The organism is Paenibacillus sp. MAH-35 (genome assembly GCF_058135425.1).
Genome location: NZ_JBYUPU010000068.1, coordinates 1 through 25916, shown reverse-complemented (window position 1 = coordinate 25916; position 25916 = coordinate 1). Strand labels below are relative to the sequence as shown.

The 25916-nt window shown below is 54.3% G+C and carries 27 protein-coding genes; 25 read left to right on the top strand and 2 right to left on the bottom strand.

All coding sequences use genetic code 11. From position 1 onward, the window contains the following. Positions 1-167 precede the first annotated feature (167 nt). The 19 genes from prsW to AC3Y2E_RS33350 all read left to right on the top strand — a co-directional run bounded on the left by prsW (position 168) and on the right by AC3Y2E_RS33350 (position 15462). A complete protein-coding gene (gene prsW, locus AC3Y2E_RS33440; RefSeq protein WP_332071110.1) occupies positions 168-863 on the top strand; it encodes a glutamic-type intramembrane protease PrsW in 696 nt (231 codons plus the stop codon). Positions 864-911: 48 nt separating this feature from the next. Continuing rightward, positions 912-1064 carry a hypothetical protein gene (locus tag AC3Y2E_RS33435; protein WP_190925254.1) on the top strand — a complete coding sequence of 51 codons (153 nt, stop codon included), beginning with the start codon at positions 912-914 and terminating at the stop codon, positions 1062-1064. Between the two features lie 127 nt (positions 1065-1191). Continuing rightward, the gene (gene ypeB / locus AC3Y2E_RS33430; protein ID WP_379217562.1) at positions 1192-2544 is read left to right on the top strand and encodes a germination protein YpeB; all 1353 of its coding nucleotides are present in this window, start codon (positions 1192-1194) and stop codon (positions 2542-2544) included. 233 nt (positions 2545-2777) lie between these two features. After that, on the top strand, positions 2778-3431 hold the full coding sequence (locus tag AC3Y2E_RS33425; protein WP_379217560.1) for a flagellar brake protein: 654 nt from the start codon (positions 2778-2780) through the stop codon (positions 3429-3431). 118 nt (positions 3432-3549) lie between these two features. After that, positions 3550-3807, top strand: coding sequence for a hypothetical protein (locus tag AC3Y2E_RS33420; RefSeq protein WP_379217558.1), 258 nt, complete (start codon positions 3550-3552; stop codon positions 3805-3807). Between the two features lie 169 nt (positions 3808-3976). After that, positions 3977-4660 carry a (d)CMP kinase gene (gene cmk, locus AC3Y2E_RS33415; protein ID WP_379217556.1) on the top strand — a complete coding sequence of 228 codons (684 nt, stop codon included), beginning with the start codon at positions 3977-3979 and terminating at the stop codon, positions 4658-4660. Between the two features lies 1 nt (position 4661). Beyond that, entirely contained in the window at positions 4662-5237 is a 576-nt protein-coding gene (locus AC3Y2E_RS33410; protein WP_332071106.1) for a lysophospholipid acyltransferase family protein, read from the top strand. A gap of 121 nt (positions 5238-5358) precedes the next feature. Then, the gene (gene rpsA / locus AC3Y2E_RS33405; protein ID WP_332071105.1) at positions 5359-6585 is read left to right on the top strand and encodes a 30S ribosomal protein S1; all 1227 of its coding nucleotides are present in this window, start codon (positions 5359-5361) and stop codon (positions 6583-6585) included. A gap of 246 nt (positions 6586-6831) precedes the next feature. Next, the gene (locus tag AC3Y2E_RS33400; RefSeq protein WP_379217553.1) at positions 6832-7461 is read left to right on the top strand and encodes a YphA family membrane protein; all 630 of its coding nucleotides are present in this window, start codon (positions 6832-6834) and stop codon (positions 7459-7461) included. 125 nt (positions 7462-7586) lie between these two features. Next, positions 7587-8909, top strand: coding sequence for a ribosome biogenesis GTPase Der (gene der, locus AC3Y2E_RS33395; RefSeq protein ID WP_190925241.1), 1323 nt, complete (start codon positions 7587-7589; stop codon positions 8907-8909). A gap of 158 nt (positions 8910-9067) precedes the next feature. Further along, a complete protein-coding gene (plsY, locus tag AC3Y2E_RS33390; RefSeq protein WP_379217550.1) occupies positions 9068-9703 on the top strand; it encodes a glycerol-3-phosphate 1-O-acyltransferase PlsY in 636 nt (211 codons plus the stop codon). After that, positions 9700-10746: an NAD(P)H-dependent glycerol-3-phosphate dehydrogenase gene (locus AC3Y2E_RS33385; protein ID WP_379217548.1), complete on the top strand. Its 1047-nt coding sequence runs from the start codon at positions 9700-9702 to the stop codon at positions 10744-10746. Before plsY ends, AC3Y2E_RS33385 begins: the two co-directional genes overlap by 4 nt. A gap of 75 nt (positions 10747-10821) precedes the next feature. Then, on the top strand, positions 10822-11103 hold the full coding sequence (locus AC3Y2E_RS33380; protein ID WP_190925237.1) for a stage VI sporulation protein F: 282 nt from the start codon (positions 10822-10824) through the stop codon (positions 11101-11103). Between the two features lie 702 nt (positions 11104-11805). Continuing rightward, positions 11806-13035, top strand: coding sequence for a fibronectin type III domain-containing protein (locus tag AC3Y2E_RS33375; RefSeq protein WP_379217546.1), 1230 nt, complete (start codon positions 11806-11808; stop codon positions 13033-13035). A 191-nt stretch (positions 13036-13226) separates the two neighbouring features. Then, entirely contained in the window at positions 13227-13397 is a 171-nt protein-coding gene (locus AC3Y2E_RS33370; RefSeq protein WP_317891148.1) for a DUF2768 family protein, read from the top strand. Between the two features lie 19 nt (positions 13398-13416). Beyond that, positions 13417-13710: a 2Fe-2S iron-sulfur cluster-binding protein gene (locus tag AC3Y2E_RS33365; protein ID WP_190925230.1), complete on the top strand. Its 294-nt coding sequence runs from the start codon at positions 13417-13419 to the stop codon at positions 13708-13710. After that, positions 13673-14326 carry a nucleotidyltransferase family protein gene (locus tag AC3Y2E_RS33360; RefSeq protein WP_379217544.1) on the top strand — a complete coding sequence of 218 codons (654 nt, stop codon included), beginning with the start codon at positions 13673-13675 and terminating at the stop codon, positions 14324-14326. The genes AC3Y2E_RS33365 and AC3Y2E_RS33360 overlap by 38 nt, the downstream gene beginning before the upstream one ends. After that, positions 14323-14664: a 2Fe-2S iron-sulfur cluster-binding protein gene (locus AC3Y2E_RS33355; protein WP_190925227.1), complete on the top strand. Its 342-nt coding sequence runs from the start codon at positions 14323-14325 to the stop codon at positions 14662-14664. The genes AC3Y2E_RS33360 and AC3Y2E_RS33355 overlap by 4 nt, the downstream gene beginning before the upstream one ends. Before the next feature lie 39 nt (positions 14665-14703). Next, entirely contained in the window at positions 14704-15462 is a 759-nt protein-coding gene (locus tag AC3Y2E_RS33350; RefSeq protein WP_379217541.1) for a YphF family lipoprotein, read from the top strand. A 516-nt stretch (positions 15463-15978) separates the two neighbouring features. On the opposite strand, the gene AC3Y2E_RS33345 is transcribed toward AC3Y2E_RS33350, so the two are convergent. Continuing rightward, on the bottom strand, positions 15979-16881 hold the full coding sequence (locus AC3Y2E_RS33345) for a helix-turn-helix transcriptional regulator (protein ID WP_379217539.1): 903 nt from the start codon (positions 16879-16881) through the stop codon (positions 15979-15981). A 274-nt stretch (positions 16882-17155) separates the two neighbouring features. Between AC3Y2E_RS33345 and AC3Y2E_RS33340 the strand changes: the two genes are divergently transcribed. The 3 genes from AC3Y2E_RS33340 (at position 17156) to AC3Y2E_RS33330 (ending at position 20923) form a co-directional block, all read left to right on the top strand. After that, on the top strand, positions 17156-18463 hold the full coding sequence (locus tag AC3Y2E_RS33340) for an ABC transporter substrate-binding protein (protein WP_379217537.1): 1308 nt from the start codon (positions 17156-17158) through the stop codon (positions 18461-18463). Positions 18464-18996: 533 nt separating this feature from the next. Beyond that, positions 18997-20475, top strand: a complete 1479-nt coding sequence (gene spoIVA / locus AC3Y2E_RS33335) for a stage IV sporulation protein A (protein ID WP_190925221.1) — start codon at positions 18997-18999, stop codon at positions 20473-20475. Positions 20476-20647: 172 nt separating this feature from the next. Then, entirely contained in the window at positions 20648-20923 is a 276-nt protein-coding gene (locus tag AC3Y2E_RS33330) for an HU family DNA-binding protein (RefSeq protein WP_190925219.1), read from the top strand. A gap of 175 nt (positions 20924-21098) precedes the next feature. Here AC3Y2E_RS33330 and AC3Y2E_RS33325 read toward each other — a convergent pair whose 3' ends face one another. Beyond that, complete coding sequence (locus tag AC3Y2E_RS33325) at positions 21099-22346, bottom strand: ROK family transcriptional regulator (protein ID WP_379217534.1); 1248 nt, start codon at positions 22344-22346, stop codon at positions 21099-21101. Positions 22347-22566: 220 nt separating this feature from the next. Here AC3Y2E_RS33325 and galT point away from each other — a divergent pair, with 220 nt between their 5' ends. The 3 genes from galT to galE are packed head-to-tail and all read left to right on the top strand — an operon-like array spanning position 22567 to position 25750. After that, positions 22567-23550: a galactose-1-phosphate uridylyltransferase gene (galT, locus tag AC3Y2E_RS33320; protein ID WP_379217532.1), complete on the top strand. Its 984-nt coding sequence runs from the start codon at positions 22567-22569 to the stop codon at positions 23548-23550. Continuing rightward, the gene (locus AC3Y2E_RS33315; protein ID WP_379217530.1) at positions 23547-24737 is read left to right on the top strand and encodes a galactokinase; all 1191 of its coding nucleotides are present in this window, start codon (positions 23547-23549) and stop codon (positions 24735-24737) included. The genes galT and AC3Y2E_RS33315 overlap by 4 nt, the downstream gene beginning before the upstream one ends. 23 nt (positions 24738-24760) lie before the next feature. Then, positions 24761-25750 (top strand): UDP-glucose 4-epimerase GalE, encoded by a 990-nt coding sequence (gene galE / locus AC3Y2E_RS33310; protein WP_379217528.1) that lies wholly within the window; start codon positions 24761-24763, stop codon positions 25748-25750. Positions 25751-25916: the final 166 nt, after the last annotated feature.

Genomic DNA, 25916 nt, shown 5'->3' with positions numbered 1-25916 from the left:
TGCAGTCTTCTTGAGCTTTACAATGAACATCACCCCCAAAGGGGATAATCTTGGAGGAGCCGGATGCGATGACCCGCACGTCCGGATCTGTGAGAGGCCCATGCAATTGTGCATGGGCCTACTCGATCCCATGTTCACGAAAATCGAATGGAAAGGAGGGACGCCGTATGGAATGGTTGGCGGTCATCACAGCTGCCGTAGCACCGGGCATCGCTTTGCTTGTTTATTTTTATTTGAAGGATTTATACCACTCGGAGCCGATTCATATGGTCGTACGCGTATTTTTGTACGGCGTCCTGCTCGTTTTTCCGACCATGGTCATTCAGAGAGCCATCGTCCTCGGCATAGGCGAGAATTCGTTTATTTTCGCATTTGGCATAACGGGTTTCGTCGAGGAATTTATCAAGTGGTTTATCGTATATTACGCGATTTACAAGCATACCGTATTCGACGAACCGTATGACGGCATCGTGTACGCGGTATCCGTATCGCTCGGTTTTGCCACGCTCGAAAATGTCATCTATGCGCTGCTTAACCCGTTCTCGTTCTCGACGCTTTTGTTCCGCGCGTTTCTCCCCGTATCGGGCCATGCGCTGTTTGCGGTCGTGATGGGGTATTATATCGGGAAGGCGAAGTTTGGAGATCCCTCCCAGGAGAGGCTGCTGCTGTTCAAGTCGCTGGCGTATCCGATCTTTTGGCACGGGTTGTTCGATTATATTTTGCTTCAGGTTAAGACCAATTGGATCTGGTTCATTTTGCCGTTAATGATCTATTTGTGGATTCAAGGCATGGGGCGGGTTAACCGGGCGAACGCCAAATCCCCGTTTCGCGCCGTGCGCCGGGAAGAAGAGATTAATTTGTAAAAGATTGGGTATACTAAAGATAGAGCTAATTTGCTATCGGAGGTTCCCATGAACGGTACGCGAGTAAAGGTAACGATTCGCTGCAGGCTTTGCGGAGAGCGGTTCGTGTTGCGCGGCAAAAAGGAGAAGGAACGGATCGAGACCGGATTTAAGCAATGTTTGTGCAGCAACAACAGCGATTTCGATATCGATACGGAGTAGAGGAGCCCTTGCCAATGCCTGACGGGGCGTCTTTTTTTTGCCGATTATTCCACAACCGGATGCATAAAGCGTTCTCCTTCAACGAAAACTAATCTCAGTTTTGGTAAAGGAAAGGAGCCGACAAAGCATGTATAGAAGGCTGAGCGCCGTTATGTTCCCGATCTTGACCCTGCTGCTGATCGGAGCGGTTGTATGGGGATACCAGGTGAACCAGGAGAAAAACTCGATTCTCATTAAAGCGGAAAATCAGTACCAGCGTGCGTTTCACGATTTATCGTTCCACCTGGACAAGCTGCATACGGAGCTGGGCAATACGCTGGCACTCAACACAACCTCCGAAGCGTCGCAGCGCAAAGGTCTTGTCAACGTATGGCGGCTGACCAGCCAGGCGCAGAGCGAAATCAACCAACTGCCGCTGACGCTGCTGCCGTTTAATAAGACCGAAGAATTTCTTAGCAACATGTCCAACTTCTCGTACCGGGCGGCGGTGCGCAACTTGACGAACGAACCGTTGAACGACGATGAGATGAAAACTTTAACGGCGCTGTACGAGCATTCCAAGCAGATTACAACCGACCTCCGCGACGTGCAGTCGAAAGTTATCGCCAACAGCCTGCGCTGGATGGATGTGGAGGTGGCGCTTGCTACAGAGGCGAAAGCGCTGGACAACACGATCATCGACGGCTTCCAGACGGTCGACAAAAAAGTAAGCGAATATGAGGAAGTCAACTGGGGCCCGTCGATGGCGGCGATGTTCGAGAAGCGGACCTACTCGGCGCTTGCCGGAAACGATATGACCGCGGAAGATGTGAAGCAAAAAGCGGTTCAATTTATGAGCGGACATACGTTAAACGATATTAACGTCGTCGAGAACGGTGCGGGAACCGAATACAGCTCTTTCAGCTTGTCGGCCAAAAACGAGAACGGCACCGATGTGTCGATGGACTTCGCCAAAAAGGGCGGCGGACTGATCTGGTTCATGGCGCCCCGCGACGTAGCCGAAACGAAGCTGGGACCGGAGCAAGCCCGGGATGCGGCGCAATCGTTTCTTGATTCCCACGACTATCCGGATATGACCGCAATCAACTATGACACCTATCAAAATGTGGCGAACCTGACGTTTGCGGCCAAGCAGGGGGACGTTACGATTTTCCCGGACAAGCTCACTGTTATGGTAGCGCTCGACAACGGCGAAGTGACGGGCATGCAGGCGAATGATTATTTGTTTGAGCACAGGAAGCGCGACATAAAGCCGCCGGCCTTGACGCTCGAGCAAGCGAAACAATCGTTGAATCCGAATTATGTCGTCGAAGACCAGTCGCTTGCGCTGATTAAAAACGACATCGATAAAGAAGTGTTGTGTTATCAGTTCACCGGCCGCGTCAACGGCTCCATCTACCGGATCTACATTAATGCGGATACCGGTTCCGAGGAGAAGGTCGAGCAGTTGAAGCAGGCGGACGCGAATGTCGCAACTTGAACGCGAACCAAGAGCAGACACCGAGGAGAAGGCCGCTTGACGGCTTTCTCTTTTTTGCACTATGATGATTACTGCTGTAAGAGCTGGAGCCGGTGCGCATGTTGCCGGATTGTCGGCTTTCGTCGATTAATGAACATTATTTCTTGTAATTGTTCGGTGTCTCCATGTTATAATAGGACTAATTGATATCATAATGGGTATAAAGAACTACACATGGCTGGGAGGTCCTGAATTTGCTTCCGAAAGTGAACCAGATTTTATATTTACAGGTAAATTCCATCGACCCTGAAGAAGCCATGCAAGAATACAAGTCGCGGATTGCCGATATGACTCCGAATTACATATCGCTTGAAGTTCCTATACATGCTACGACCGGCAAGCTGAAACGATTGTATGCGGGCGACCAGATCAACGCTTATTTTATGACGGAAGGCGGGGTCAAAAACTACTTTAATACCGTCGTGCTCGGATTCAAGGAAGAAGTGATCCGGCTCATTCTGATCAAAGCCCCCGAGGAAGAGCAGATTACGAAAGTGCAGCGACGCAATTTCCTGCGGGTTCCAGCCGAGCTTGAACTGGCTGTCAAGCTGAACGATCAGCTGATGTTTACGGCTTTCACCGATGACGTTGGCGGCGGAGGCGTGTCATTTCTGTGCGATAACCGGGTTCCGGTCAAACGGGGCGATATGGTGGGCTGCTGGCTGCTGCTTCCGCTTCGCAACGGGCAGATCGAGCATGCCGGCTTCAAAGGCGAGATCGTCCGCATCAAAACGCTGGAGAACGGCAAACTGATCATAATGGTGCAGTATACGGAAATAGCGGACAGTGAGCGGCAGCGCATCATCCGGTACTGCTTCGAGCGGCAGCTCGATGTCCGCAAAAGATAACTTCAGGCGCGGCTGCATAAAAGAGGGAGCGGTTGGACATACTTCAAGACGTTTCAGATCCGAATGAGCCGATTGCGACACGGTGTCGCCAACGGACTTAACAGGAAGGTGCCGGAGTATGATCAGCCGCAGCGAATCGCGCAAGCGGAAGGCAGAAGCTCAGGAACGGGACGTTACGGAATACGAGACCGTTTTCATCGAAGTGTCGAACCGGGTCGAACGGCTGTTGCGCATAGCGGTATGGACAGGCTTGGCGGCGCTGCTGCTCACGCAGCTTCTGCTGTTGTCTCCGGCGGTGCGCAAATGGGCGGTCAAGGTAGAGAAGCTGGAGGGCGTTCCTTTCGAGCGGAGCTATGGCTGCAATTCCGGATCTTGAAAGATTCCCGCTCGGGGCCGCCGGGGCGTAGTTAAGGTGCCGGAGCGTGCATCTAACTTTGCAACGGCGGATCAGCTATGGTATAATTTACAACGGATGCAGGCGCGGCCTGCTTTTTTTCACTCCCTTCACGATCGACCCGCAAAGGATACAAGGAGGACGCTTTCCGTTGGACAAATTCAATATTGCGATCGACGGTCCCGCAGGCGCCGGGAAGAGCACCGTTGCACGTCTCGTAGCAAAGGAGCTCGGCTTTATTTATATCGATACGGGAGCGATGTACCGTGCCGTTACCTGGAAAGCGCTTCAGTCGGGCATTACGGCGGAAGACCGGGAACAGCTTGTGGAGATAGCATCGAAACTGCGGATCGAGCTGCTTCCGGGTGAGCATGGCCAGCAGGTGCTGCTGGACGGAAGCGATGTGACCGGCCTTATCCGTTCTCCTGAGGTCAATCGGAACGTATCGGCGGTATCGGCAATCCCGGAGATCCGGACGCTTCTCGTAGCCAAGCAGCAGGAGATGGCGGAAGCGGAAGGAGTCGTGATGGACGGCCGCGATATCGGCACGCACGTGCTGCCTGACGCCAAAGTTAAAATATTTCTGACTGCCAGCGTGAAGGAAAGAGCAGAGCGCCGCTACTTGGAGATGAAAGCCAGGAACGAAGACGTATCGCTCGAGAAGCTGGAGCGGGAGATCGCCGATAGGGACAGAATGGACGAGCAGCGCGAAGTATCGCCGCTTGTGCGCGCCCGTGACGCGGTCCTGCTCGACACGACCGGTATTGCCATACCGCAAGTCGTGGAACGGATATTGGAGCTTACTAAATCGGCCGAAGGCAAGGGGACCCGATAATATGCAGTTGTACCGATTCGGCAGATTCGTATGCCGCGTCTTTTTCAACACGTTTTTCCGGCTGGAAGTTTCGGGCACGGAGAACGTGCCGGAGCAAGGGGCGGTCATACTGGCCTCCAACCATATAAGTACGCTTGATCCTCCGCTCGTCGGCACCCCTCTTAAGCGGGTCGTCCGTTTTATGGCGAAGGAGGAACTGTTTAAAGTTCCGGTGCTGGGTACTATTATCCGCAATGTCGGCGCTTTTCCGGTCAAACGGGGCGGCGTCAGCAAGGAGTCGATCCGGCACGCCCTGCAGCTGCTTAAAGAAGGCGGCGTAATGGGGATTTTTCCCGAAGGAACCCGGGGCGGCGGTATGGGCAAGAAAGGTGCCGCCAGTCTGGCGCTGCGTTCCGGTGCGGTTGTGATTCCGGTGGGTATTATTGGAAATTATAAGATGTTCAGCAAAATAAAAATTGTGTACGGCAAGCCGGTCGACTTGTCCGCTTACCGGGAATCGACCAGTTCGGATTCGCTCGAACAGGCTACCGAGCATATTATGTCTTCCATACGTGAGCTGCTAACCGCTCGGAAGTGAGCGTACGCGCTTCAAAATGACTCGCACGTTGCTTCGGGCGTATGGAAATGGTATCTTGGAATTATACTAAAGTTATGGTTTGATGATCAGTTTGTGGTTGTCAGTCGAGGAGGGTATTCAAATGTCAGAAGAGATCAACGTACAAGAAAATGCAGAAAACGTCAGCCAGGATATGTCCAGCGTAGTGGCCTACAAGAAAGGCGACGTCGTTAAAGGCAAAATCGTAAAAATTGAAGATAATCAGGCAATCGTCGATATCGGTTATAAATACGATGGCGTCGTTCCTCTGAAAGAGTTGTCCAACGTTGCTTTGGACAACGCCGCTGAAGCGGTGGAAGTCGGACAGGAAATCGAACTGAAAGTGCTGAGCCTGGACGACGGTAAAGAGAAGCTGCTTCTGTCCAAGCGCGCCGTAGACAGCGAGCAATCGTGGACTGACCTGCAGTCCAAGCTGGATCAGGGCACGGTTATCGAAGCACAGGTGAAGGAAGTTGTCAAAGGCGGTCTTGTCGTTGACGTAGGCCTTCGCGGCTTCGTACCGGCTTCGATGGTAGAGCGCCACTTTGTAGAAGATTTCTCCGACTACAAAGGACGCACGCTTCGCCTGAAAGTGAAAGAACTGGATCGCGAGAAAAACAAAGTCGTCCTGTCCCAAAAAGACGTATTGGACGAAGAGTTCGAAACAAACAAGAAAAAATTGATGGGCGAACTGCAAGTTGGCCAACAGCTGGACGGAACGGTTCAACGCCTGACTCAATTCGGCGCATTCGTAGACATCGGCGGCATCGATGGTCTCGTTCATATTTCCGAGATGGCTTGGCATCATGTCCAGCAGCCTTCCGAAGTCGTAGCGGAAGGCGACAAGGTGAAGGTTCAGATCTTGAAGCTGGACCCGGAGAACGACCGGATCAGCCTCAGTATTCGCGCAACCCAGCCGGGTCCTTGGCAGCAAGCTGCCGATAAGTTCCAGACCGGCGAGATCGTTACAGGTACCGTCAAACGTCTTGTCGGCTTCGGCGCATTCGTTGAAATCGCTCCGGGCGTCGAAGGTCTCGTTCATATTTCGCAAATTGCCCACCGCCATATCGGCACTCCACATGAAGTGTTGAAGGAAGGGCAAGAAGTGAATGTGAAAGTACTGGATTTCAATCCGGCCGAGAAACGCGTTTCCCTCAGCATCAAAGAAACGGAAGAAGCTCCGGAAGCGCCTGCTAAACCGGAACGCGAACGCAAAGGCGATCGCGGCGGTTCCCGCGGCAGCAACCATAACGAACCGATTCCTCCTAGAGAAAGCCTCAACATGACGCTGGGCGAGCGTTTCGGCGACAAGTTGAGCAAGTTCAAGTAAGACCTGCAAGACCTGAATGAAACGATAAACGGCTTCTTCACAGAGGCCGTTTTTTTGTTTTTCTGCGCCAAAATCAGCCTCTTCATGGCGGGTGTCTTCGTTTGCGATTAACTTATTAAAAAGCGTGAACTCTACAAATACTAAACAGACGCGAGCTGCTGTATGGAGGTTTGGCAACGCGGCACCAGCAGACGAGAGGAAGCGTTTTTTCGTAAGGCGAGCATTGGAGACGGGGGAAGATGCGGCATGAATGCAGGCTTTCTGAGCTGGATTCTTATTTTGGTAACGTTTATTTTGCTGGCGAGCGGCTGGAAAACCTTCCTGCTTCGGGGCGTGTCCGACCGGGCCATCCTGACTTTTTTTGCAGCCTGGTGTGTGGCGGGCCGATTCGATGTATTCATGGGAAAAGGCTGGGCGGTGAACGGGGTGATCGTGCCGCTGCTGATTCTCATTGGAGCCGCTTTGTGTAGGCAGCGTTCGTTTCTGGGTGGGCTGCACGGCTTGTCGTTCGGCCTGTTCCTTGCATCGGTTTATTATTTGCTTAAGCATATGGGCGACATCGACCCTTTTTTCCTTCCCAGCCGTGTCACATTCGGAGCGGGGTTGATTTTGGCGCTTCTAGCTGCGATACTTGTCCGCAAACCGGCGGATCAGATCGCATGCCTCAGCTTTGCGCTGCTGTGCGGAAGCGCCTTGTACGGATATGTTCACAAAGGACAAGCCGCTATGCCTTTTGCAGGACTTCCTTTCCAGGACGAATGGTGGCTGGCTGTCGGTTCCGCACGGTTGATGTCGTCTGCTGCCGAGACGGTCGTCGGCTCCGTCCGCGATGTATCCAAAAGCTTGGCGGACCGCTGGAGGGAAACTAGAAAATAGGGAAGGCTGCCAATACGTAAAAAGGAATTGCAGCATGTCCTGCGTCAAGAGCAACTTCACTTTGTTGGGTGAATTTGTTATGATGGTTATCGTGAGTAATTTAGGGATTAGGGAGTTGAAGCTGCATGGCACGTCCCATCGTGGCGATCGTAGGCCGTCCGAACGTCGGCAAATCGACAATCTTTAATAAGATTATCGGAGACCGGCTCGCGATCGTGGAAGATAAACCCGGCGTAACCAGGGACCGGATATACGGGGTCGGGGAATGGATGGGCAGATCGTTCAGCGTCATCGACACCGGCGGAATTGAAGTATACGGAGAAGACGAGATTTTGAAGTCGGTCCGTATGCAGGCGGAGCTTGCCATCGAGGAAGCGGACGCCATCATTTTCATGGTAGATGCCAAAGCAGGCATGACGCCGTCGGACACGGAAGTGGCGCAGATGTTGTACCGCGCGCAAAAACCGGTCATATTGGCCGTTAATAAAGTGGACAACATGAAACGGCAGGATGATATTTACGAGTTTTATTCGCTCGGATTCGGAGACCCGATCGGCATATCGGGGGCACACGGCATCGGTATCGGAGATATGCTGGAGGCTGTGATGAACATCCTTCCTGAACAGGATGACGAGGAGTACGGTGAGGATACGATTCGTGTTGCCGTCATCGGCAGACCGAACGTCGGTAAATCATCGCTCGTCAACGCGATTCTGGGCGAAGAGCGCGTGATTGTAAGCGATCAGGCCGGAACGACGCGGGATGCGATCGACACGCCTTTCGAGAAGGACGGACAGAAGTTCGTGCTGATCGATACGGCGGGGATGCGCAAGCGCGGCAAAGTGTACGAATCGACGGAAAAGTACAGTGTCATGAGAGCGATGCACGCGATCGAGCGAGCGGACGTTGTGCTTGTCGTCATTAACGGCGAAGAAGGCATTATCGAGCAGGACAAGCATATCGCCGGATATGCGCATGAAGCCGGAAAGGCCGCGATTTTCGTAGTCAACAAGTGGGACATCGTCGACAAGGACGACAAGACGATGCAACAGTTTACGGAAAAAATACGCGACCACTTCCTGTTTATGACGTATGCGCCGGTCGTATTCGTATCCGCCAAAACCAAGCAGAAGCTGCACCGCCTGCTGCCGGTCGTGATCGATGTAAGCGAACAGCATTCGATGCGGGTACAGACGCATCTGCTGAATGATGTCGTCTCCGATGCGGTAGCGTTTAATCCTCCTCCGACCGACAAGGGCAGACGGCTGCGCATTAATTACGCTACGCAAGTATCGGTCAAGCCGCCGACCATCCTGCTGTTCGTCAATGATCCGGAGTTGATGCATTTCTCGTATGAACGATATTTGGAGAATCGCATCCGCGCGGCCTTCAGTTTTGAAGGTACGCCGATCCGATTATTTACGCGCAAGAAGACGGACGACGAGTAGGGACCTGCGAAATAGTGTCCCTGCTTTTGGCTGCGAACGTTTGTCCGCCCTGTCAAGCCGATCGCCCAGGCGGGCTGTAATTTCGCAGGCACGGAGCAGGTCCGAATAGTTAGAGCGGGCAGACTCGCTCGAATCGGGGATCATGAGGGAGAGATTGGTTGGTGCACACGTTTGTTCCGGTAATCGTAGCTTATTTGCTCGGCTCGATCAGTTTTAGTTTTTTGTACGGAAAATGGTTTAGAGGAATCGATATCCGCAAGCATGGAAGCGGCAATGCGGGCGCTACCAATACGCTGCGCGTGATCGGCGTCGGGCCGGCCATCGCTGTTCTGCTGCTGGATGCGGCTAAGGGCATCGGGGCGGTCTGGATCGGCAAATGGCTGGGAGCTGGCTCCGATGTATCCTATATCCCGATATTGGCCGGCTTGGCGGCAATCGCAGGACATAACTGGCCGATTTATTTCGGATTCAAAGGCGGCAAAGGAATTGCCACTACGATCGGTGTCGCCGCTACGCTGTGCTTTATCCCGGCGCTTATTACAGGGATAGCCGCTATTTTACTGATCGCTGCAACTCGTTATGTCTCCTTGGGCTCGCTGGTGTTTACCGGCCTGATGCCTGTTCTCGTCTGGCTTATGGACTATCCGGTCGACGTGTTCTGGGGGATTTTGTTAATCGCTATATTCGCTTTCGTTCGTCACCGGACTAATATTGTGAAGCTGGTGAAAGGCAAGGAAAGCAAGATCGGACAAAAAGCAAGCGGAACGGCCGCAGGAAAGGGGAAAGCCGGATGAGTCTGCGCAGGGCGGCGGTTCTCGTCGCAGGAAGTATGGGAACGGCGCTGGCTTCTCTACTGGCGGACAATGAATACGACGTAACGGTATGGACGAGAAAAGAAGAGCAGGCCGAGCAGATGAACCGGGAGCGGAAAAACCGGAAGTATACGGGAGATTTCGGGCTTTCGGAGCGCATCACGGCTACCGCTTCGATGGAGACGGCGCTCACCGGCGCGACAGCAGTTATTTTCGCCGCCCCGTCTCATGCTACGCGGGAGGTCGCTCGTCTGGCACGGCCGTTTCTCGATTCGGACGCGATCGTCATCCATGCGACGAAAGGGTTTGAACCCGAGACGATGAAGCGGATGACGAAGGTTCTCGCCGAGGAGCTGACGCAAATCGATCCGGGACGTCTGGTGGTAATGTCCGGTCCTTGTCACGCCGAGGAGCTGATTCAGCGCTCGCCGACTACCGTCGTCGTGGCTGCCGATCAGCTGGAGGCCGCTCAGCGCGCGCAGGATGTTCTCATAAGCCCGTATTTTCGGGTGTATACGAATCCGGACGTTACAGGCGTCGAACTCGGAGGCGCCCTGAAAAATATTATCGCGCTCGGAGCCGGCTTGTCGGACGGACTCGGGTTCGGCGACAACGCCAAAGCCGCTTTGCTCACAAGAGGGCTGGCCGAGATCGCCAGACTGGGCGTCGCTTTGGGCGGTAACGCCCTTACGTTTGCCGGGCTGGCCGGCGTAGGGGATCTGGTCGTAACTTGCACCAGCAAGCACAGCCGGAACTGGCGTGCCGGATATATGCTCGGACAAGGCAGGCCGCTGCAGGAAGTGCTGGAGACGATGGGGATGGTCGTAGAAGGCGTCAAAACGACGAAGGCGACCTACTCCTTATCGCAACAACATGAAGTGTCGATGCCGATCACCGAGCAGCTGCACGAGGTGCTGTTTGCCGGCGTAGAGCCGCAAATCGCCGTCGGCCGCCTGATGGGACGTCTGCGCACCCATGAGATCGAAGATATCGCCCTGGAATCGGCGGAGAAATGGACGCTCTAATCGTTGCGTCCCGCCTACACGCTCTAGCCTCCGGCCTCATACAATACGGTAAGTCACCGTTTAAGGAGGTCAGGCATGAGCGGGAAAAATATTTCCAAGGACGTTCTGAACACCGTCAACAAAAAGACCGGCAAATCCGTCTCGGAAAAGGACATCTACAAGCTGGCGAGTGGAGTGAAGCCGTCCACGATGCAGAACGAAAAGCAGCTTCGGCAGCTGATCAAGCAAGTTTCCGGAATGGTGAACGTACCGGTTTCGGAATCGACCGTCAACGAGATTATTAGTGCCGTACAAAAGAGCGGCTTGAATCCGAACAATATGGAGTCCTTGATGAAAATGATCATGGGCAAAAAGTAAGGTCGCCGCAAAGAAAACGCAAATCCGGTCGTTCGGGTTTGCGTTTTTTTGTCGAGAAAGTATAGAAGGGGCTGTTTCCAAAAGGAGCGCATGACTCGGAAACGTGGCGATTTTCAAACGCAAGGACCTCCCATGATTAAAGGCGGTTTGAAGCTGCTAATTTGTCCGAAAACCCGCATGGCTACGGAATAAGAGCGGTTTGAAGCTTCTAGAATCCGCGAAAAGGGCGCACCCCCCACCAGTCGGTGGAATTAAGGGGTGCAAACCGCCTCTATTCGTCTCTGTTTTCCAAAAATGCTGAAAATAGAGGGTGCCAGAGCCTCTTATTTTGTCATTGAGCGTTAGTTGGTTAGTTAGTCAGTCAGTCAGCGTTAATTAGCTTAGCCCGTAGACATTTCGTTAGAGCGAAGCCGAATGCGTTCACGTTTCAGTGAGGCCCGTATGCATATCGTTAGAACAGGCTCATGCGCTTTCTGTTCGAACGAAGCCGGGCGCCATCCGGACGCTAGAAAGCATTTTATGAGCCGGGTGCTGTCAACAGGTCGAGTTGTTACTATAATGGCGAAGGTTTCAAAAGAAATTTTTCTTATCCAAAATGTAAATTTCGTCCATTGTGACAAGTTGTTCGCTTTCGCCGTTCTCCTTACAATGAGAACGTACGTTCTGATAACGTACGAATACTCATAAAAGGAGAGAAAACTGTTGAAAAAAGTTTGGTTGATGCTGCTGCTGATCGCAAGCCTGTTATTTGGAGGGACGAACGCGTTTGCGGATTCCAGTGCGCCGCTTCCAGGGCTCTTGAGGGGCAAGCCGGCGGCTGCTCCGGGAATGGTTTTGTTCAAAATGACCGACGGGCTGATGCAAACGTACGAAACGGTGGGCGGGACCGCATACAGCTGGACCTTTGCCCGGCCGGTCGATGTGAGCGGGTTTTTGTTTTATGCTGACTCGCCTCATGCCCAGCTCCATCTGTACGACGAACGTGGGGCAGGGGTAGCCGGTTCGGGTGCGACCACGACGGAGCCCACCGCTCCTTTCCCGATTCAAGTATCCGGAGTCAAGACGGTCCGCCTGACGTCGGCCGACCCGGGAACGCTGGTCAAGGTATATGAGCTGGAGCTGTACGGCTCGCCTTCGCCGATCGTCCCCACCATTCCGACGGGGCTAACCGCTGCCCCATCCGACAGGGCGGTTGATCTCGTCTGGAACGCCGAACCGTATGCGACTGGATATCATGTAAAAAAATCGCCCTACTCCTATGGCGGACCGTATTCGGTTGTACAAACGGTGTACGGAACCAGCTACCGCGACACGGCAGTCGCTAACGGCATTCCGTATTATTATGTCGTCTCCGCCTTTAACGAGTTCGGAGAGAGCCCGAATTCGCAGCCGGTCTGGGCGGTGCCGTCGCTTCGGCCCCCAGCGGCTCCGCTTCATTTGACAGCCGTGCCTGGTGACAGCAAGGTGATGCTGCAATGGGAGACCGTAACCGGCGCCGTATATTATAACGTGAAGCGGACTTCAGGCGTCGGCGGCACTTATACAACTGTGGGCAGCAGCGTATACGGCTATTATACGGACTTGACGGCGAACAACGGGACAACATATTCCTACGTTGTTACCGCCGTTAACGGGGCCGGAGAAAGCGCGCCAAGCACATCGGCCGCCGCGACTCCTTACGCCCCCGCCCCCGACCGGGCCTTGCTGGTTATTCTACTGAACACCGGCGCGATCAAAGAGTACGATCTGACGCTGGCGCAAGCGAACGCATTCGTTGCCTGGTACGACAACCGGGCGAGCGGCTGGGGAGCGCCGGGCGTATATCCGCTCAATCGCGGAGACAATAACCGCGGTCCGTTCGCCCAAAGAACCGACTATATCGCCTTCCCGAGCATCGTATCGTTCGAGATCAACGCTTATTCTTCCGAGTAATCCAACGTATGAATACTGTGCTGAACCGTATGCGGATCGACCGCAGCGGTTCTTTTTCATTGCATCGTTTTTGTTCCGAACGGCCGGAAAGCCGGAAATGTCGGGAAATCGTCAATTTCACAAACGACTGACGGAATGCTATAATCAGGGACGATAGAACTAATGGCATAGGGTGATATTAATTGAGCAGCATGGATAAAATGTGGGCCTCCTTCATCGGAATGGGGCTGATGATTTTGGCTTCCTTTATTATTACATTCGCCAGAATCAAAACCAAAGGTTTCGTACGCATCATACTGACGATTATTGCTTTCGTCATCTTGCTTGTGTCCGTCGTGTACATGATACTATCGATTCTATGAGTAGACGGAGGGAATGAAGTTGATTGAGCTGATAGGCCGAAGCAGAAAAAAAACGGTGGAAGCCGAGGTGGGCAAGACGATCTTGGAGCTCGCCCTCCAGGCGGATGTCGACTGGGGTTTCAATTGCAAGCGGGGGACGTGCTCGCGTTGTAGATGCCAGGTGCTGGAAGGGATCGAATATTTGAGCGAACCGAACAAGGCGGAGCTGCTCGGGCTCGACGATGAGGAGTTAGAGGAAGGATTCCGGCTGGGATGCCAAACGAAGGTGAATAGCGATGGAGCGATTACCGTCCAAAACAAGCCTTACTTTTGAGCCCAGACTGGAGTCCGTTCCTTCTCATGTGACAGCAGCTATAGCCGTTCTTGGACAAAAGCTGGCAGGCTGCGAGGCGGCATGGCTTGTGGGAGGCAGCTGCGGCGCTTTGCTGCAGGGTGTGCCGCTTGATGCCAGCCCGCGGGACCTGGACGTGTACGCGGACGCCGGCTTCGCTGCGGAGCTGCACGGCCGCCTGGCGGACCTGGCGACGGACGAGCAGGCTTACAGCGAAACCGGCATGTACAGCTCGCTGCTGAGCCATTACTCGATAAAAGGTTTGCAGGCCGAGCTCGTAGGCAGCCTTACCGTCCATAAGGACGACGCGGAATATACAGTGCAGGTAGAAGAATTGCTGGCCGATTATGCCTGGGCCGGCCGGATCAGCGGCGTCCCGGTGAAGTTTATGCCGCTTGCCCATGAACTGCTGTTTAACGTGCTTCGGGACCGGGCGGACCGGTTTGAGCCGATTGCAGGCGCCATGCGGGAGCAGCCGGAAGCCCACCTGCCGCTGCTTGCGGTGATGCTTGGCCGCAACCGGATCGGCCCGGCCTATTCGGAACGGATACGCAAGCTGCTTCAATTGCCCGCAGACTGGGAGGTACGTACGCCATGACCTTCGACATCCGTTTTTTGCCTGATGACAAATCGGTTCGGGTCAAGCCGGGCACCTCGGTGCTGGACGCCTCGAGGAAGGCGCGCGTGCTCATCCGTACCCGCTGCGGCGGGAATGCGGCCTGTCTCATGTGCAAAGTATCGGCCGAGTCCGGGGAGGGATTGTCCGCGCCTTCCGATAACGAGAAGCACAAGCTCGGCAATCAGCTCACGGAAGGCGTTCGGCTGGCATGTCAGGCGAAAGTAACGGGGAACTGCACCGTGATCATTCCGGAAGATCCGTTAAAGGCGGCGGTAAGGGCTCAACTGGCCAAACAGCGCGAGGACGACCTCTGGTAACCGTACGACGACAGCCTACTTTCAGAAAGGATAGATCCGATGCAAGCGATGGATAAAGCCTGGCGCAATCTGCTGGGTAGACTGGCCGGCCTTATTGCTGTGGCGATGCTGCTGACGGTTGCGGCGGGATGCATGTACCCGAAAGAAATGCGTAAAGAAAACCAGATGAACGTCTCCGATAGTTTGATGCTTGTGCAAAACGCGGTGAATCAATACAAAGAAAAAACCGGCGTTTTGCCGATTAAAAACTCGGTTTCGGATACGCCGCTGTACGAAAAATACGTGCTCGATCTGAAAAAGCTGATTCAAGGCCCGTATTTGGGGCAAATTCCTACGATCGCTTTCGAGAACGGGGGATCGTACTTGTTCGTTCTTGTCAATCCGGAACAAAAGCCGGAAGTGAAACTGATCGATGTGATCGCGTACCAGAAAACCGGCGATTTGCAAAAGCGCGTAGATAGCTACAAAACGGCGAATAACGGCGCAGTGCCAACCGGCGAACCGGCCGGCCAGGACGTGTTTCGGCTCGATTTCACCAAGCTGGGCATCAAGGCGGAGCAAGTGCAAAGCGTCTACTCGCGCCAATATGCCGGCTTCGTCATCGACAAGCAGGGGACGGTCGCGGTGGATTATGCTGCCGATATTATGCAGGCGATGCAGCGCAAAGGAATGAAGTCGGCGGACGCTGGTTCGGATCTTCGCGAGGTGCTGGTGACGGAATCGCCTTTCGTGCCGGCCAAATCATTTCCTTATTATTGGGTCAACAACGAGCCGCAAGCTTCCTCGGCCGCTCATTGAATCTTCCATTACCGAAGAACCGTCCGGATGTTGCCGGACGGTTTTTTCAACGTCAGAATGTTTAAGTTCGCTAAAAGCCTTCGCTTACGCAGGGGCATTCGTCGCGTCGCGGAAACGGCTTCGTTTAGAAGCTTTTCTTATAAAAGAAAGTTTAAGTTCTTCACCATAGTATAGTCAAGAGCTGTTCCCTTCCTTGTCGTTGTCGAGCCAGCAAGTATCGCAAGTCGTTCATCGCGGTCGGGTGGCCGTTTGGACCTTCTGCCCTGCTTCAAGCGGGGGAAGGAACCGTATAAGAGCGGTTTGTACCCGTTATCTTGCCTGAAACCCGCTTGTATGGGGAAATAAGAGTGGTTTGGAGCTGTTAATTTCCGAGAAAAGGGTGTCTTCCATCAGTGTGCTGGAAATAAGGGGTACAACCGCCTTTATTCGTCTCCATCGTCCACAAATACTGAAAATAAAGGGTGCCAGAGCTCCGCTGCTGTTTAAGCGCATACATGTTCGCCGCTGAGCCGCTGACTACAGCCCGGACTGCGAGCGATGCCGAAATTCCCGCGGGGTGATCGCGGTGACGCTTTTAAAGATGCGGCTGAAATGCGATGACGAGGCGAATCCGAGCGTATAGGCGATATCGGTGAGCGAGATGTCTTTGCGGGCGAGCATCAGACGTTTGCTCTCCTGAATGCGCTGCAGCAGCACGTATTGGTAAAAGGCGACGCCTTTTTCACGTTTAAAGGTACGGGTCAAATGCTCGGGGCTGACGTGGAACAACTCGGCTACGCTTTGCAGAGACAGGTCCTCGTGCAGATGAGATTCGATATATTGGCAGCACCGGTCCGCCAAATCCTCGGGCAGGCAAGGCCCCCGCGATTGTTCGTAAGCGGCGAACTGCTCGTCGACCATCCTTCCGATCATGACGGTCAAGCTCGTCAGCTGGGCCATCATCATCTGCTCCCAGCCTCTTCTTTGCTCCATCAGCTCGGTGTGCATCAGCTGTACGATCTGTTTAAACAGCGCGAACATATTCATCGATAGACGGATATGGTGGCAGGGGACGCTGCCGAACCATTCCAGCGAATGGGCCGGTGCCGGACTGCCCGCCATCGCCTGCAGCATGGCATCGTCGATGCAGAGGACGACGCGTTTGTACTTGTCGGCGTTGTCGACGAACACCTGGTGTGGAACGTGGCCGGGAAACAACAGGATATGCCCCGGCGACGTTTTATAGATGCGGCTGCCGACCACGTACACCGCCGTTCCCGCCAAGCTCAGATTAATCTCGATGCCCGGCTGAACGTGCATTTTGTATCTATGATACCTCAACGATTCATTTCTCAAATAAATGGGAAACCGACGGAAATTGTTCTCGACGATCGGATTCGATACGGGCAGCTGATTGATTAGGACTCGATCTAGTTTCACGATACATCCCCTTTTCCCGAACAAAATAGTTCCCGCTTGTAATGAATTATAGAATATGAAGATGTTGGTAGGCAACTCGGGTATGCGAACGGTCGAACGGTCTAACGCTCGAACGGTCGGATGGAGTGAACGAAGCGAAGGGGGCGCGCAAAGGCCGCGATCAATATTGTGACATTCATTTGATCAAAGATAGGCAAGTATATTACGGCAAGCCGGGTTACAATTGAAAGCGCAAACAACATAGGAGAGCAATCGAAAGGGGAGGAAGATGGTTATGAACGGGAAAAAGAAAAAAACCAAGCTGCTGACGGTTGCCGCGGCGCTGCTGCTGTCGGTTGCCGTATCCGCATGCGGAGGCGCGCCAAGCACGGGAAATGAGGCCGCCCCCGCTGATCCGCAGCCCCAGAAGCGTGATCCGGTAACGCTGACTTTTTTGTACAACGGTTATTCCAAGGAACTGGTCGACGAGTTGAAAAGCAAAATTGAGACGAAGTTCCCCCATATCAAGCTGAACGTGATGATGGAAGCCAAAGGAGCGACCCTCGAAGACGTTATCGGGTCGGGAACGGAGCTCGACGCGGTGGCGCGGACGGCGGGCGGCGTATTCCAGGCGATGAAGTTTCAAGTGATGACCGACCTTACGCCTTATATCGAGAAAAGCAAATTCGATCTGAACCGGTTTGCTCCGGGCGTGCTGGAATCGATCAAATCGTATTCGCCGAAGGGCGAAATATTGTTCATGCCGTATGAGCTGAACAATACGACGCTGGTGTACAATAAATCGATCTTCGATAAGTTCGGCGTGCCGTATCCGAAGGACGGTATGACCTGGACGCAGATCTACGACTTGACCAAGCAAATATCCCGGATGGAAGGCGGTACGAAATACAAGGGGATTAAGCTGAACGCGCTCAACATGATTTATCGCAACCAGCTCGGCCTTACGTTTATCGATCCGAAAACGTTCGCCCCGACCGTCAATACGGAGCAGTGGAAAAAGTATGTCGAGACGATGACCAGCTTTTACACGATCCCGAATAACGAGCCGGCGAGCGATGACGACGTCAATTTCTTCAACCGCCAAACGCTCGCGATGCGGGTCGGACCGAGCCCGCTGGATCTGCTCCCGGCCGCGGTGGAGAAAGGGCTGGACTGGGACGTCGTAACACTGCCGCACTTCGATGGCATGAAGGACGTCGGCTCGCAGATGAACGCGCCTTTTTTCTCGATGGTGCCGACCAGCAAGCATAAGGAAGAAGTGTTTGAAGTGCTCGCGTATTTGGTATCGGACGAGATTCAAGCGGCTAACTCCCGCAAAGGGCGCGTATCGGTTCTGCGCAGCGAGCAGGTGATGGCGGAATTCGGCAAAGATTTGCCGATTTTGCAAGGCAAAAACATAAAGGCCTTTACGGCGGAGAAAATCGCCAAGCCGATCGTCAGCACGTATTATGACGGCGGAGCACGCTCCCGGATGAGTCAGGTGGTGGACCGGCTCGTCGGCGGGCCGGACGACTTGAATACCGCCTTGCGCAAAGCCGAGGAAGATATCAAGAAACAGATCGCGGACGATCCGATCAAATAACGAATCAACCACCACCCATGTTCGAACCCCCGAAACCCGTCGGGGGTTTCTTTTTTTGCCGGGCCGGCGGAGCGGGCGGGAAACGGCGGGAGATACGGGCGAATTATTGCCGGGCGAAGCCAGTTGTTCCGAATAACTGTCCGGCAGGCTACATATAGTGGTTGAAGGGTAACTTTACCGCAGAGGAGCTGGAAGAAGATAGTTTTGTAGACTATTTCTGTTGATCTATCGAATCCATTCTTTGGGGAAGATCAGGTTTGCCTATGCAGCATACCGACTTGATAGCCGGGCGATTGATAGTTTGACGCAGGCATTGGCTTGGAGGAGGGGCATTGTGAGCGGTCATCCGGGAAACAGGACGGAGTGAAAAAACTTTTCTTCCGTTCCTGTCATAAAGCGAATCCTAGTACATATATTTTTTACTAGTTCAAAAGCATGTACGAGTATCGTCGCACTGTGATTCGGCCGGCAGCCGTCAACAATCGAGGTTGCGACATCTGCTTCGTTCATCATCCTGCTGGGAGGGGATCTCATTGGAGAAAGTGGATATCTTTAAGGACATTGCGGAGCGCACGGGAGGGGACATCTATCTCGGAGTCGTAGGCGCGGTCCGGACAGGGAAATCTACGTTTATTAAACGGTTCATGGAAACATTGGTGTTGCCAAACATCCAGAACGAAGCCGAACGGGTCCGGGCTACCGACGAATTGCCGCAAAGCGCTGCGGGCCGGACGATCATGACGACGGAACCGAAATTCGTGCCAAACAACGCGGTTCGGTTGAACGTGGCCGAGGGGCTTAACGTGAATATCCGGGTCGTCGACTGCGTCGGTTATGCCGTGCAGGGAGCAAAAGGGTATGAGGACGAAAACGGTCCCCGCATGATCACGACGCCCTGGTTCGAAGAGCCGATTCCGTTCCAGGAAGCGGCCGAGATCGGCACGCGCAAAGTCATTCAGGAACATTCGACGCTCGGCGTCGTCGTGACGACCGACGGTTCGATCGCGGAAATTCCCCGCTCCTCTTATGAAGAGGCGGAAGAACGGGTGATCAACGAGCTGAAGGAAGTCGGCAAGCCGTTTATTCTGATCGTCAACTCGATCAAGCCGACAGCCCCGGAGACGATCGAGCTGCGCAATGAATTAGCCGCCAAATACGATATCCCGGTTATGGCCACCAGCGTGGCGGCGATGACCGAAGACGATATTTTGCAAGTGATGCGCGAAGTGCTGTACGAATTCCCGGTACACGAAGTCAACGTCAACTTGCCGAGCTGGGTGATGGTGCTGGACGAGAACCATTGGCTCCGTTCGCACTTCGAGAACTCGGTCCGCAATACCGTCAAGGACATCCGCCGTCTGCGCGACGTCGACCGGGTCGTCGGACAATTCGATACGTACGATTTCATCGAGCGCGCCGCTCTTGCAGGGATGGATATGGGGCAAGGGGTTGCCGAGATCGACCTGTACGCTCCGGATGAGCTGTACGATAAAATTTTGATGGAAGTCGTCGGCGTGGAAATCCGCGGCAAAGACCATCTGCTCCAGCTGATGCAGGACTTCTCGCACGCGAAGCGCGAGTACGACCGGTTCGCGGAATCGCTCGAGATGGTCAAGACGACCGGCTACGGAATCGCGCCTCCGAGCCTCGAAGATATGTCGCTTGACGAACCGGAACTGATCCGCCAAGGCTCCCGATTCGGGGTCCGGTTGAAAGCGACGGCGCCGTCGATCCATATGATCCGCGTTGACGTCGAGTCGGAATTCGCTCCGATTATCGGCACGGAAAAGCAAAGCGAAGAGCTGGTCCGTTATCTGATGCAGGATTTCGAAGACAATCCGCTGAAAATATGGGAATCTGACATCTTCGGAAGATCGCTGCACTCGATCGTCAGGGAAGGCATCCAGGGCAAGCTGGCGATGATGCCGGACAACGCGCGCTACAAGCTGCAGGAAACGCTCGGACGCATTATAAACGAAGGCTCCGGCGGCTTGATCGCGATTATTCTCTAAATTCCAAAACGCGCAATTTCTCCGGCTGGAGAGACTTGCGCGTTTTTCTTGCGGGATCGGCTGGCCTTGCTGCACCTATTTTCGAATATTTTCGCGCCCCACGTATAATTTCCGCGGAAACGGTGAACACAGAGAATACAAGCATTAGAACGCGAAGGGGGAGGTGAATGGCATGAATAAATCGGAGTTGATCGCGAAGGTGGCGGAATCGACCGACTTGTCCAAAAAGGATATAACGAAAGCGGTAGACGCCGTGTTCGATGCGATTACGGAAGCTTTGCAAGGCGGGGACAAAGTTCAACTTGTGGGCTTCGGCAATTTTGAAGTTCGTGAACGTTCTGCGCGCAAAGGGCGTAATCCGCAAACAGGCGAGGAAATCGACATTCCGGCGAGCAAGGTTCCGGCATTTAAGCCCGGCAAGCAATTGCGGGATGTATGCGCCCAATAACGGAGTCGTCATACGGTATCGCTTTGGCGAGGTTCCTTATAACTTCGCACTGATCCGATATAAGGCTAGGCTGCAACTATAAATAAGCGTCGGCACGATTCGTGCCGGCGCTTGTTCGCTTTTTTTGGGCAACTTCCCGTGCAGCGTGTGCTTGGGCTATACCGGGAAGGGGCGCTTAAGGCTCCGAATGGCTGACGGCTGCTTCGCCCTGAAGCTGCGGCAGCTCGAAAATCCGGCTGAGCACCGCCGTAACGGCTCCGATCGCCGTGGCTCTGTCCCCGAGCCGGGAAGTCTCGATAACGAGGCTGGTTACGGACGACTCGAGGGCGCGCGATCGCACCGTTTCGTTAAGCGGACCGGTGAGCAGATCTCCGGCTTGGGCGACGCCTCCGCCCAAAATAATTTTTTGCGGATTCAGCGTATGGATCATGTTCGTCAAGCTGATGCCGAGCAAACGGCCGGCTTTGCCGAACGCTTCCAGCGCCAGCACGTCTCCTTGCAAGGCCGCCTCGTAGACGTGCTCGCCGGTAATCGAAGCGAGGTCCGAAGGAACCGGCGGAAGCAGCGCGCTTTTGCGCCCGAGAGCGATCTCGTTTTGCACGCTTTCCGCGATGGCCGGTCCGGATACGAGCGCCTGCAGGCAGCCGTAATTGCCGCAGCTGCAGTGGGGACCGTTCAGATCGACCGTCGTATGGCCGAGCTCGCCTGCGGAGTAGCTGCTCCCTCTAAAAATTTGCCGGTTCAGCACGATGCCGGCCCCCACGCCGACTCCGATATTGACGCATATAAAATGATCGGTCAACTGCCCGCCCCCGAACCATAACTCTCCGAGCGCCATGGCGACTACGTCGTTTTCCACATACACCGGCAGTCCGAACTCGCTTTCCAGCACAGCGCGGATCGGAACTTGCCGCAAATTCAAATTCGGGGCAAAAATCGAGACGCCTTCCTCCGGATTGACCAGCCCGTGCATGCCGACGCCGATGCCGAGCACCGTCTGCTCCGCTGCGGCCGATGCGATCAGCTCGGCTACGGACCGGGACAACAGCTCGAGAAACGTGTCCGCATCGGGGCGGGGAGGCAGCGGACAGCGCAGCTCGCGGATGATGCCGGCGTCCAGATCGGTCAATACCGATTTGATCGACGTAATTCCGACATCAACTCCGACGATGGCGAACGAGCGGGAATTCAGCTTGAGCAAGATCGGCTTCCTGCCTCCGCTGGACGCTCCGACCTCGCTTTCTATAATAAATTTTTGTTCCAGAAGCTCGCTTACGATGTTCGTTACCGTCGGCGGAGTCAGCATCGTTTTCTTGGCGATGTCCGCCCGCGAGATCGGTCCGAAATTGCGTATGGTCGTGAGCACGAGCGTGCGGTTGAGCGATTTCATCAGCTGGAAGCTGCCGATCAACGGCTTGATCATCGGATTCATCCTGTCTGCGAGATAAAGTAGTGTACGGCTCTCTTTATTAGAATAACTAATTAAGTTTTGGAAATCAATTGCGAGATAAGGAAGTTGTGGCGAAATTTCGAGGGATAAATAATTTTTCGATTGTAATTATACGGTTGTGTGAGTATCATAGGGTATAGTTAATTAAAATAATTAATAAAGTCTAACCGACTTCGCTTAAGGAGGATGTTCCATGGCCGAACTGCGCTACAATCCGCTGCTGCGGGATTGGATCATGGTGGCTTCAAACCGGCAAAACCGGCCGCACATGCCGAAAGGGTTTTGTCCCTTCTGCCCGGGCTCTGGCAAAGTGCCGGACGAGTACGACGTGCACATGTACGAAAACGATTTCCCTGCGCTCAGCCCCAATCCGCCGGAGCCCGATCCGGTCGCAACGTCGCTGTATAAGGCAGAGAAGTCTTACGGGAAATGCGAGGTCGTGCTTTACTCGCCGGACCATACGAAAACGCTGCCCGAGCTGTCGGTTCCGCATATCGGCAAGCTGATCGATTTATGGACCGAACGGTTCACCGAGCTGTCCAAAGACCCGCGCCATCAGTACGTGATGATTTTTGAAAACCGCGGCGAGGAGTGTGGAGTGACGATGCCGCATCCGCACGGGCAGATTTACGCGTATTCGCATATGCCGCTCAAGCTGAAGACGGAGCTGGCTAGTTGCAAATTGCACCATGAGGAGAACGGTACTTGCCTGTTCTGCGACATGAACCGGGAAGAAGCGGCTTTCCGTCAGCGGGTCATCATCGAGAACGATCATTTCTTATGTTATTTGCCGTATTTTACGGACTATCCATACGGTGTCTTTATCGTAAGCAAACGCCATATGACGGCGCTGCCGGACTTTACGCCGGAAGAGAAGACGGCGCTAGCCGAGATACTGCGGGATACGACCGGAGCGATGGATCAACTGTTCGACAAGCTGTTCCCGTACATGATGGTGATCCATCAAAGACCGGTTAACGGGGACGACGCGGAATCGTATTATCATTTTCATATCGAGTTTTACCCGCCTCTAAGAGACAAAGATAAAATTAAGTGGTACGCCTCCTCGGAAATGGGAGCCTGGGCGGCCGCGAATCCGATGGCGGTGGAGGAGACGGCGCCGAACATGCGCGAGGCGTATGAACGCTTCCTGAGAAAGGACGGTAGATTGCAATGACGGTTATGACTTACGATATCGGCTTGCTTCAACAATCGTTCGCAGAGCGGTTCGGCGATCGGGAGGGAGCCGTTCTGTTTTTTGCCCCGGGCCGGGTTAATCTGATCGGCGAGCATACCGATTACAACGGCGGTTATGTGTTTCCGGCGGCTTTGACGTTCGGCACGTATGCGCTGGTCAAGCCTCGCACCGACGGGTTGTACCGTTTCCGTTCGATGCAGTTTTCGGCGGAAGCCGACGTCCGGACCGCTAATGTGCAGTTCCGTCAGGAAGACGATTGGGCGAATTATCCCAAGGGTGTGCTGTCGGAGCTGCTCCAGCTGGAGGGCGGAGCGCACGCTCACCGGTTCCAGGGCGCGGACGTTCTGTACGACGGCAACGTCCCGAACGGAGCGGGGTTATCTTCCTCAGCTTCGATCGAGCTTGTCACGGCGATTGCTCTGACGGCTCTGACCGGGATCAATTTGCCGATGATTGATTTGGTGAAGCTGTCCCAGAGGGCGGAGAACCGGTTTGTCGGGGTCAACTGCGGAATTATGGACCAGTTCGCGGTCGGTATGGGCAAGGAAGCTCACGCCGTTATGCTGAAATGCGATACTTTGGATTACCAGTATGTTCCGTTTCGTATCGAAGGCTGCAAGCTGATCATTACGAATACGAACAAGCGGAGAGGGCTGGCCGATTCCAAATACAATGAGCGTAGACAGCAATGTGAAGATGGGTTAAAGTGGATACAGGAAAAGCTGCCCGGCCTCTCTAGTCTTGGCGAGCTGTCGCTGGCCGAGTGGGAGCGGGTCCAAGACGCGATTCCCGATCCGCTCATTCGCAGCCGGGTGGAGCATGTCGTCACGGAAGACGATCGGGTCTTGAAGGCTTGCTCCAGTTTGGAGCAAGGCGACCTTGCCGCATTCGGCGAGCTGATGAAAGCTTCTCATGTATCGCTGCGCGATCTGTACGAAGTGACCGGCTTCGAGCTGGACACTTTGTTCGAGGAAGCCTGCGCGATCGAAGGCTGTATCGGGACGCGGATGACTGGAGCCGGCTTCGGCGGCTGTACGGTCAGCATCGTCCGCGACGAGGCTGTTGAGACGTTCCGGCGGGTCGTCGCCGAGCGTTATACGGCAAAGACGGGACTTACTCCGTCGTTTTATGTCTGCGACATCGGAGACGGCGCGAGGCAGCTATAAAGTCAGGTAGGAGGAGCTCAAGCATGACCATTCTTGTTACCGGCGGTGCCGGATATATCGGCAGTCATACCGTTGCCGAGCTGATCTCCCGCGGGGAGCACGTAGTCGTTGTCGATAATCTGGTGACCGGACACCGATCGGCCGTGTCGGCCGCAGCCCGATTCTACGAGGGAGATATCCGCGACGCAAGCTTTTTGAACCGGGTATTCGCCGAAAATGAAATCGAAGCGGTCATTCATTTTGCCGCCAGCTCCCTGGTTGGAGAAAGTGTCAGCAATCCGCTCAAGTATTACGACAATAATCTGCTTGGCACGTTTTCCCTGGTCAGTGCGATGGCCGGGCACGGAGTGAACAAAATCGTTTTTTCTTCCACGGCCGCCACGTATGGGGAGCCGGAGCGCGTTCCGATCGAGGAGACCGCCCCGACCCGTCCGGAAAGCCCATACGGGGAAACGAAGCTCGCGATGGAAAATTTGTTCCGCTGGTGCGATCAGGCTTACGGGATCAAATTCGTATCGCTTCGCTATTTCAACGCATGCGGAGCTCATCCGGACGGGATGATCGGCGAAGATCATACGCCGGAGAGCCATCTGATCCCGATCATCCTGCAAGTGCCGCTCGGCCAGCGGGAGCAGATTGGCATCTTCGGCGACGATTATCCGACCGAAGACGGCACATGCATCCGTGACTATATTCACGTAATGGACCTTGCGGACGCTCATCTGCGGGCGCTTGCTTATTTGCGCGCCGGCAACTCGAGCGATATTTTCAACCTCGGTTCCGGTACGGGCTTCTCCGTCAGACAGGTCATCGAGCTGGCCAGAGAAGTGACCGGCCATCCGATACCGGCTGCGGTATCGCCGCGCAGAGCCGGAGATCCGGCCGTGCTGATCGCCTCTTCCGGGAAAGCGCAGCAAGTGTTGGAGTGGAAGCCGCGCTACAACGATCTGAAAACGATCATCGAGACGGCATGGAATTGGCATAAGGAACATCCTCAGGGCTACGGAGACTGAATAATTGCGGCGCTTTCGCGGTAAGAGCGAATGCGCCGCTTTTCGTGCGCTTGGCAGCGCTTCGACTAAGGAGTGAAAGTCTCCTCTACACCGCGTGGCGGCGGAAGTAGTAGCTGACGCATAGTGCTCAGTCCGTGAGGATGGGTGCGGAGGTAGCGAAGGCAAA

Excerpts from the sequence above, each read along its gene's own strand:
- prsW (WP_332071110.1), top strand. The coding sequence starts at position 168 with ATGGAATGGTTGGCGGTCATCACAGCTGCCGTAGCACCGGGCATCGCT.
- rpsA (WP_332071105.1), top strand. The coding sequence starts at position 5,359 with ATGTCAGAAGAGATCAACGTACAAGAAAATGCAGAAAACGTCAGCCAG.
- galE (WP_379217528.1), top strand. The coding sequence starts at position 24,761 with ATGACCATTCTTGTTACCGGCGGTGCCGGATATATCGGCAGTCATACC.
- AC3Y2E_RS33410 (WP_332071106.1), top strand. The coding sequence starts at position 4,662 with ATGCAGTTGTACCGATTCGGCAGATTCGTATGCCGCGTCTTTTTCAAC.
- AC3Y2E_RS33330 (WP_190925219.1), top strand. The coding sequence starts at position 20,648 with ATGAATAAATCGGAGTTGATCGCGAAGGTGGCGGAATCGACCGACTTG.
- AC3Y2E_RS33420 (WP_379217558.1), top strand. The coding sequence starts at position 3,550 with ATGATCAGCCGCAGCGAATCGCGCAAGCGGAAGGCAGAAGCTCAGGAA.
- AC3Y2E_RS33315 (WP_379217530.1), top strand. The coding sequence starts at position 23,547 with ATGACGGTTATGACTTACGATATCGGCTTGCTTCAACAATCGTTCGCA.
- der (WP_190925241.1), top strand. The coding sequence starts at position 7,587 with ATGGCACGTCCCATCGTGGCGATCGTAGGCCGTCCGAACGTCGGCAAA.
- AC3Y2E_RS33435 (WP_190925254.1), top strand. The coding sequence starts at position 912 with ATGAACGGTACGCGAGTAAAGGTAACGATTCGCTGCAGGCTTTGCGGA.
- AC3Y2E_RS33340 (WP_379217537.1), top strand. The coding sequence starts at position 17,156 with ATGAACGGGAAAAAGAAAAAAACCAAGCTGCTGACGGTTGCCGCGGCG.
- AC3Y2E_RS33370 (WP_317891148.1), top strand. The coding sequence starts at position 13,227 with ATGGATAAAATGTGGGCCTCCTTCATCGGAATGGGGCTGATGATTTTG.
- AC3Y2E_RS33355 (WP_190925227.1), top strand. The coding sequence starts at position 14,323 with ATGACCTTCGACATCCGTTTTTTGCCTGATGACAAATCGGTTCGGGTC.
- AC3Y2E_RS33350 (WP_379217541.1), top strand. The coding sequence starts at position 14,704 with ATGCAAGCGATGGATAAAGCCTGGCGCAATCTGCTGGGTAGACTGGCC.
- AC3Y2E_RS33360 (WP_379217544.1), top strand. The coding sequence starts at position 13,673 with ATGGAGCGATTACCGTCCAAAACAAGCCTTACTTTTGAGCCCAGACTG.
- AC3Y2E_RS33325 (WP_379217534.1), bottom strand. The coding sequence starts at position 22,346 with ATGATCAAGCCGTTGATCGGCAGCTTCCAGCTGATGAAATCGCTCAAC.
- galT (WP_379217532.1), top strand. The coding sequence starts at position 22,567 with ATGGCCGAACTGCGCTACAATCCGCTGCTGCGGGATTGGATCATGGTG.
- ypeB (WP_379217562.1), top strand. The coding sequence starts at position 1,192 with ATGTATAGAAGGCTGAGCGCCGTTATGTTCCCGATCTTGACCCTGCTG.
- AC3Y2E_RS33385 (WP_379217548.1), top strand. The coding sequence starts at position 9,700 with ATGAGTCTGCGCAGGGCGGCGGTTCTCGTCGCAGGAAGTATGGGAACG.
- AC3Y2E_RS33380 (WP_190925237.1), top strand. The coding sequence starts at position 10,822 with ATGAGCGGGAAAAATATTTCCAAGGACGTTCTGAACACCGTCAACAAA.
- AC3Y2E_RS33400 (WP_379217553.1), top strand. The coding sequence starts at position 6,832 with ATGAATGCAGGCTTTCTGAGCTGGATTCTTATTTTGGTAACGTTTATT.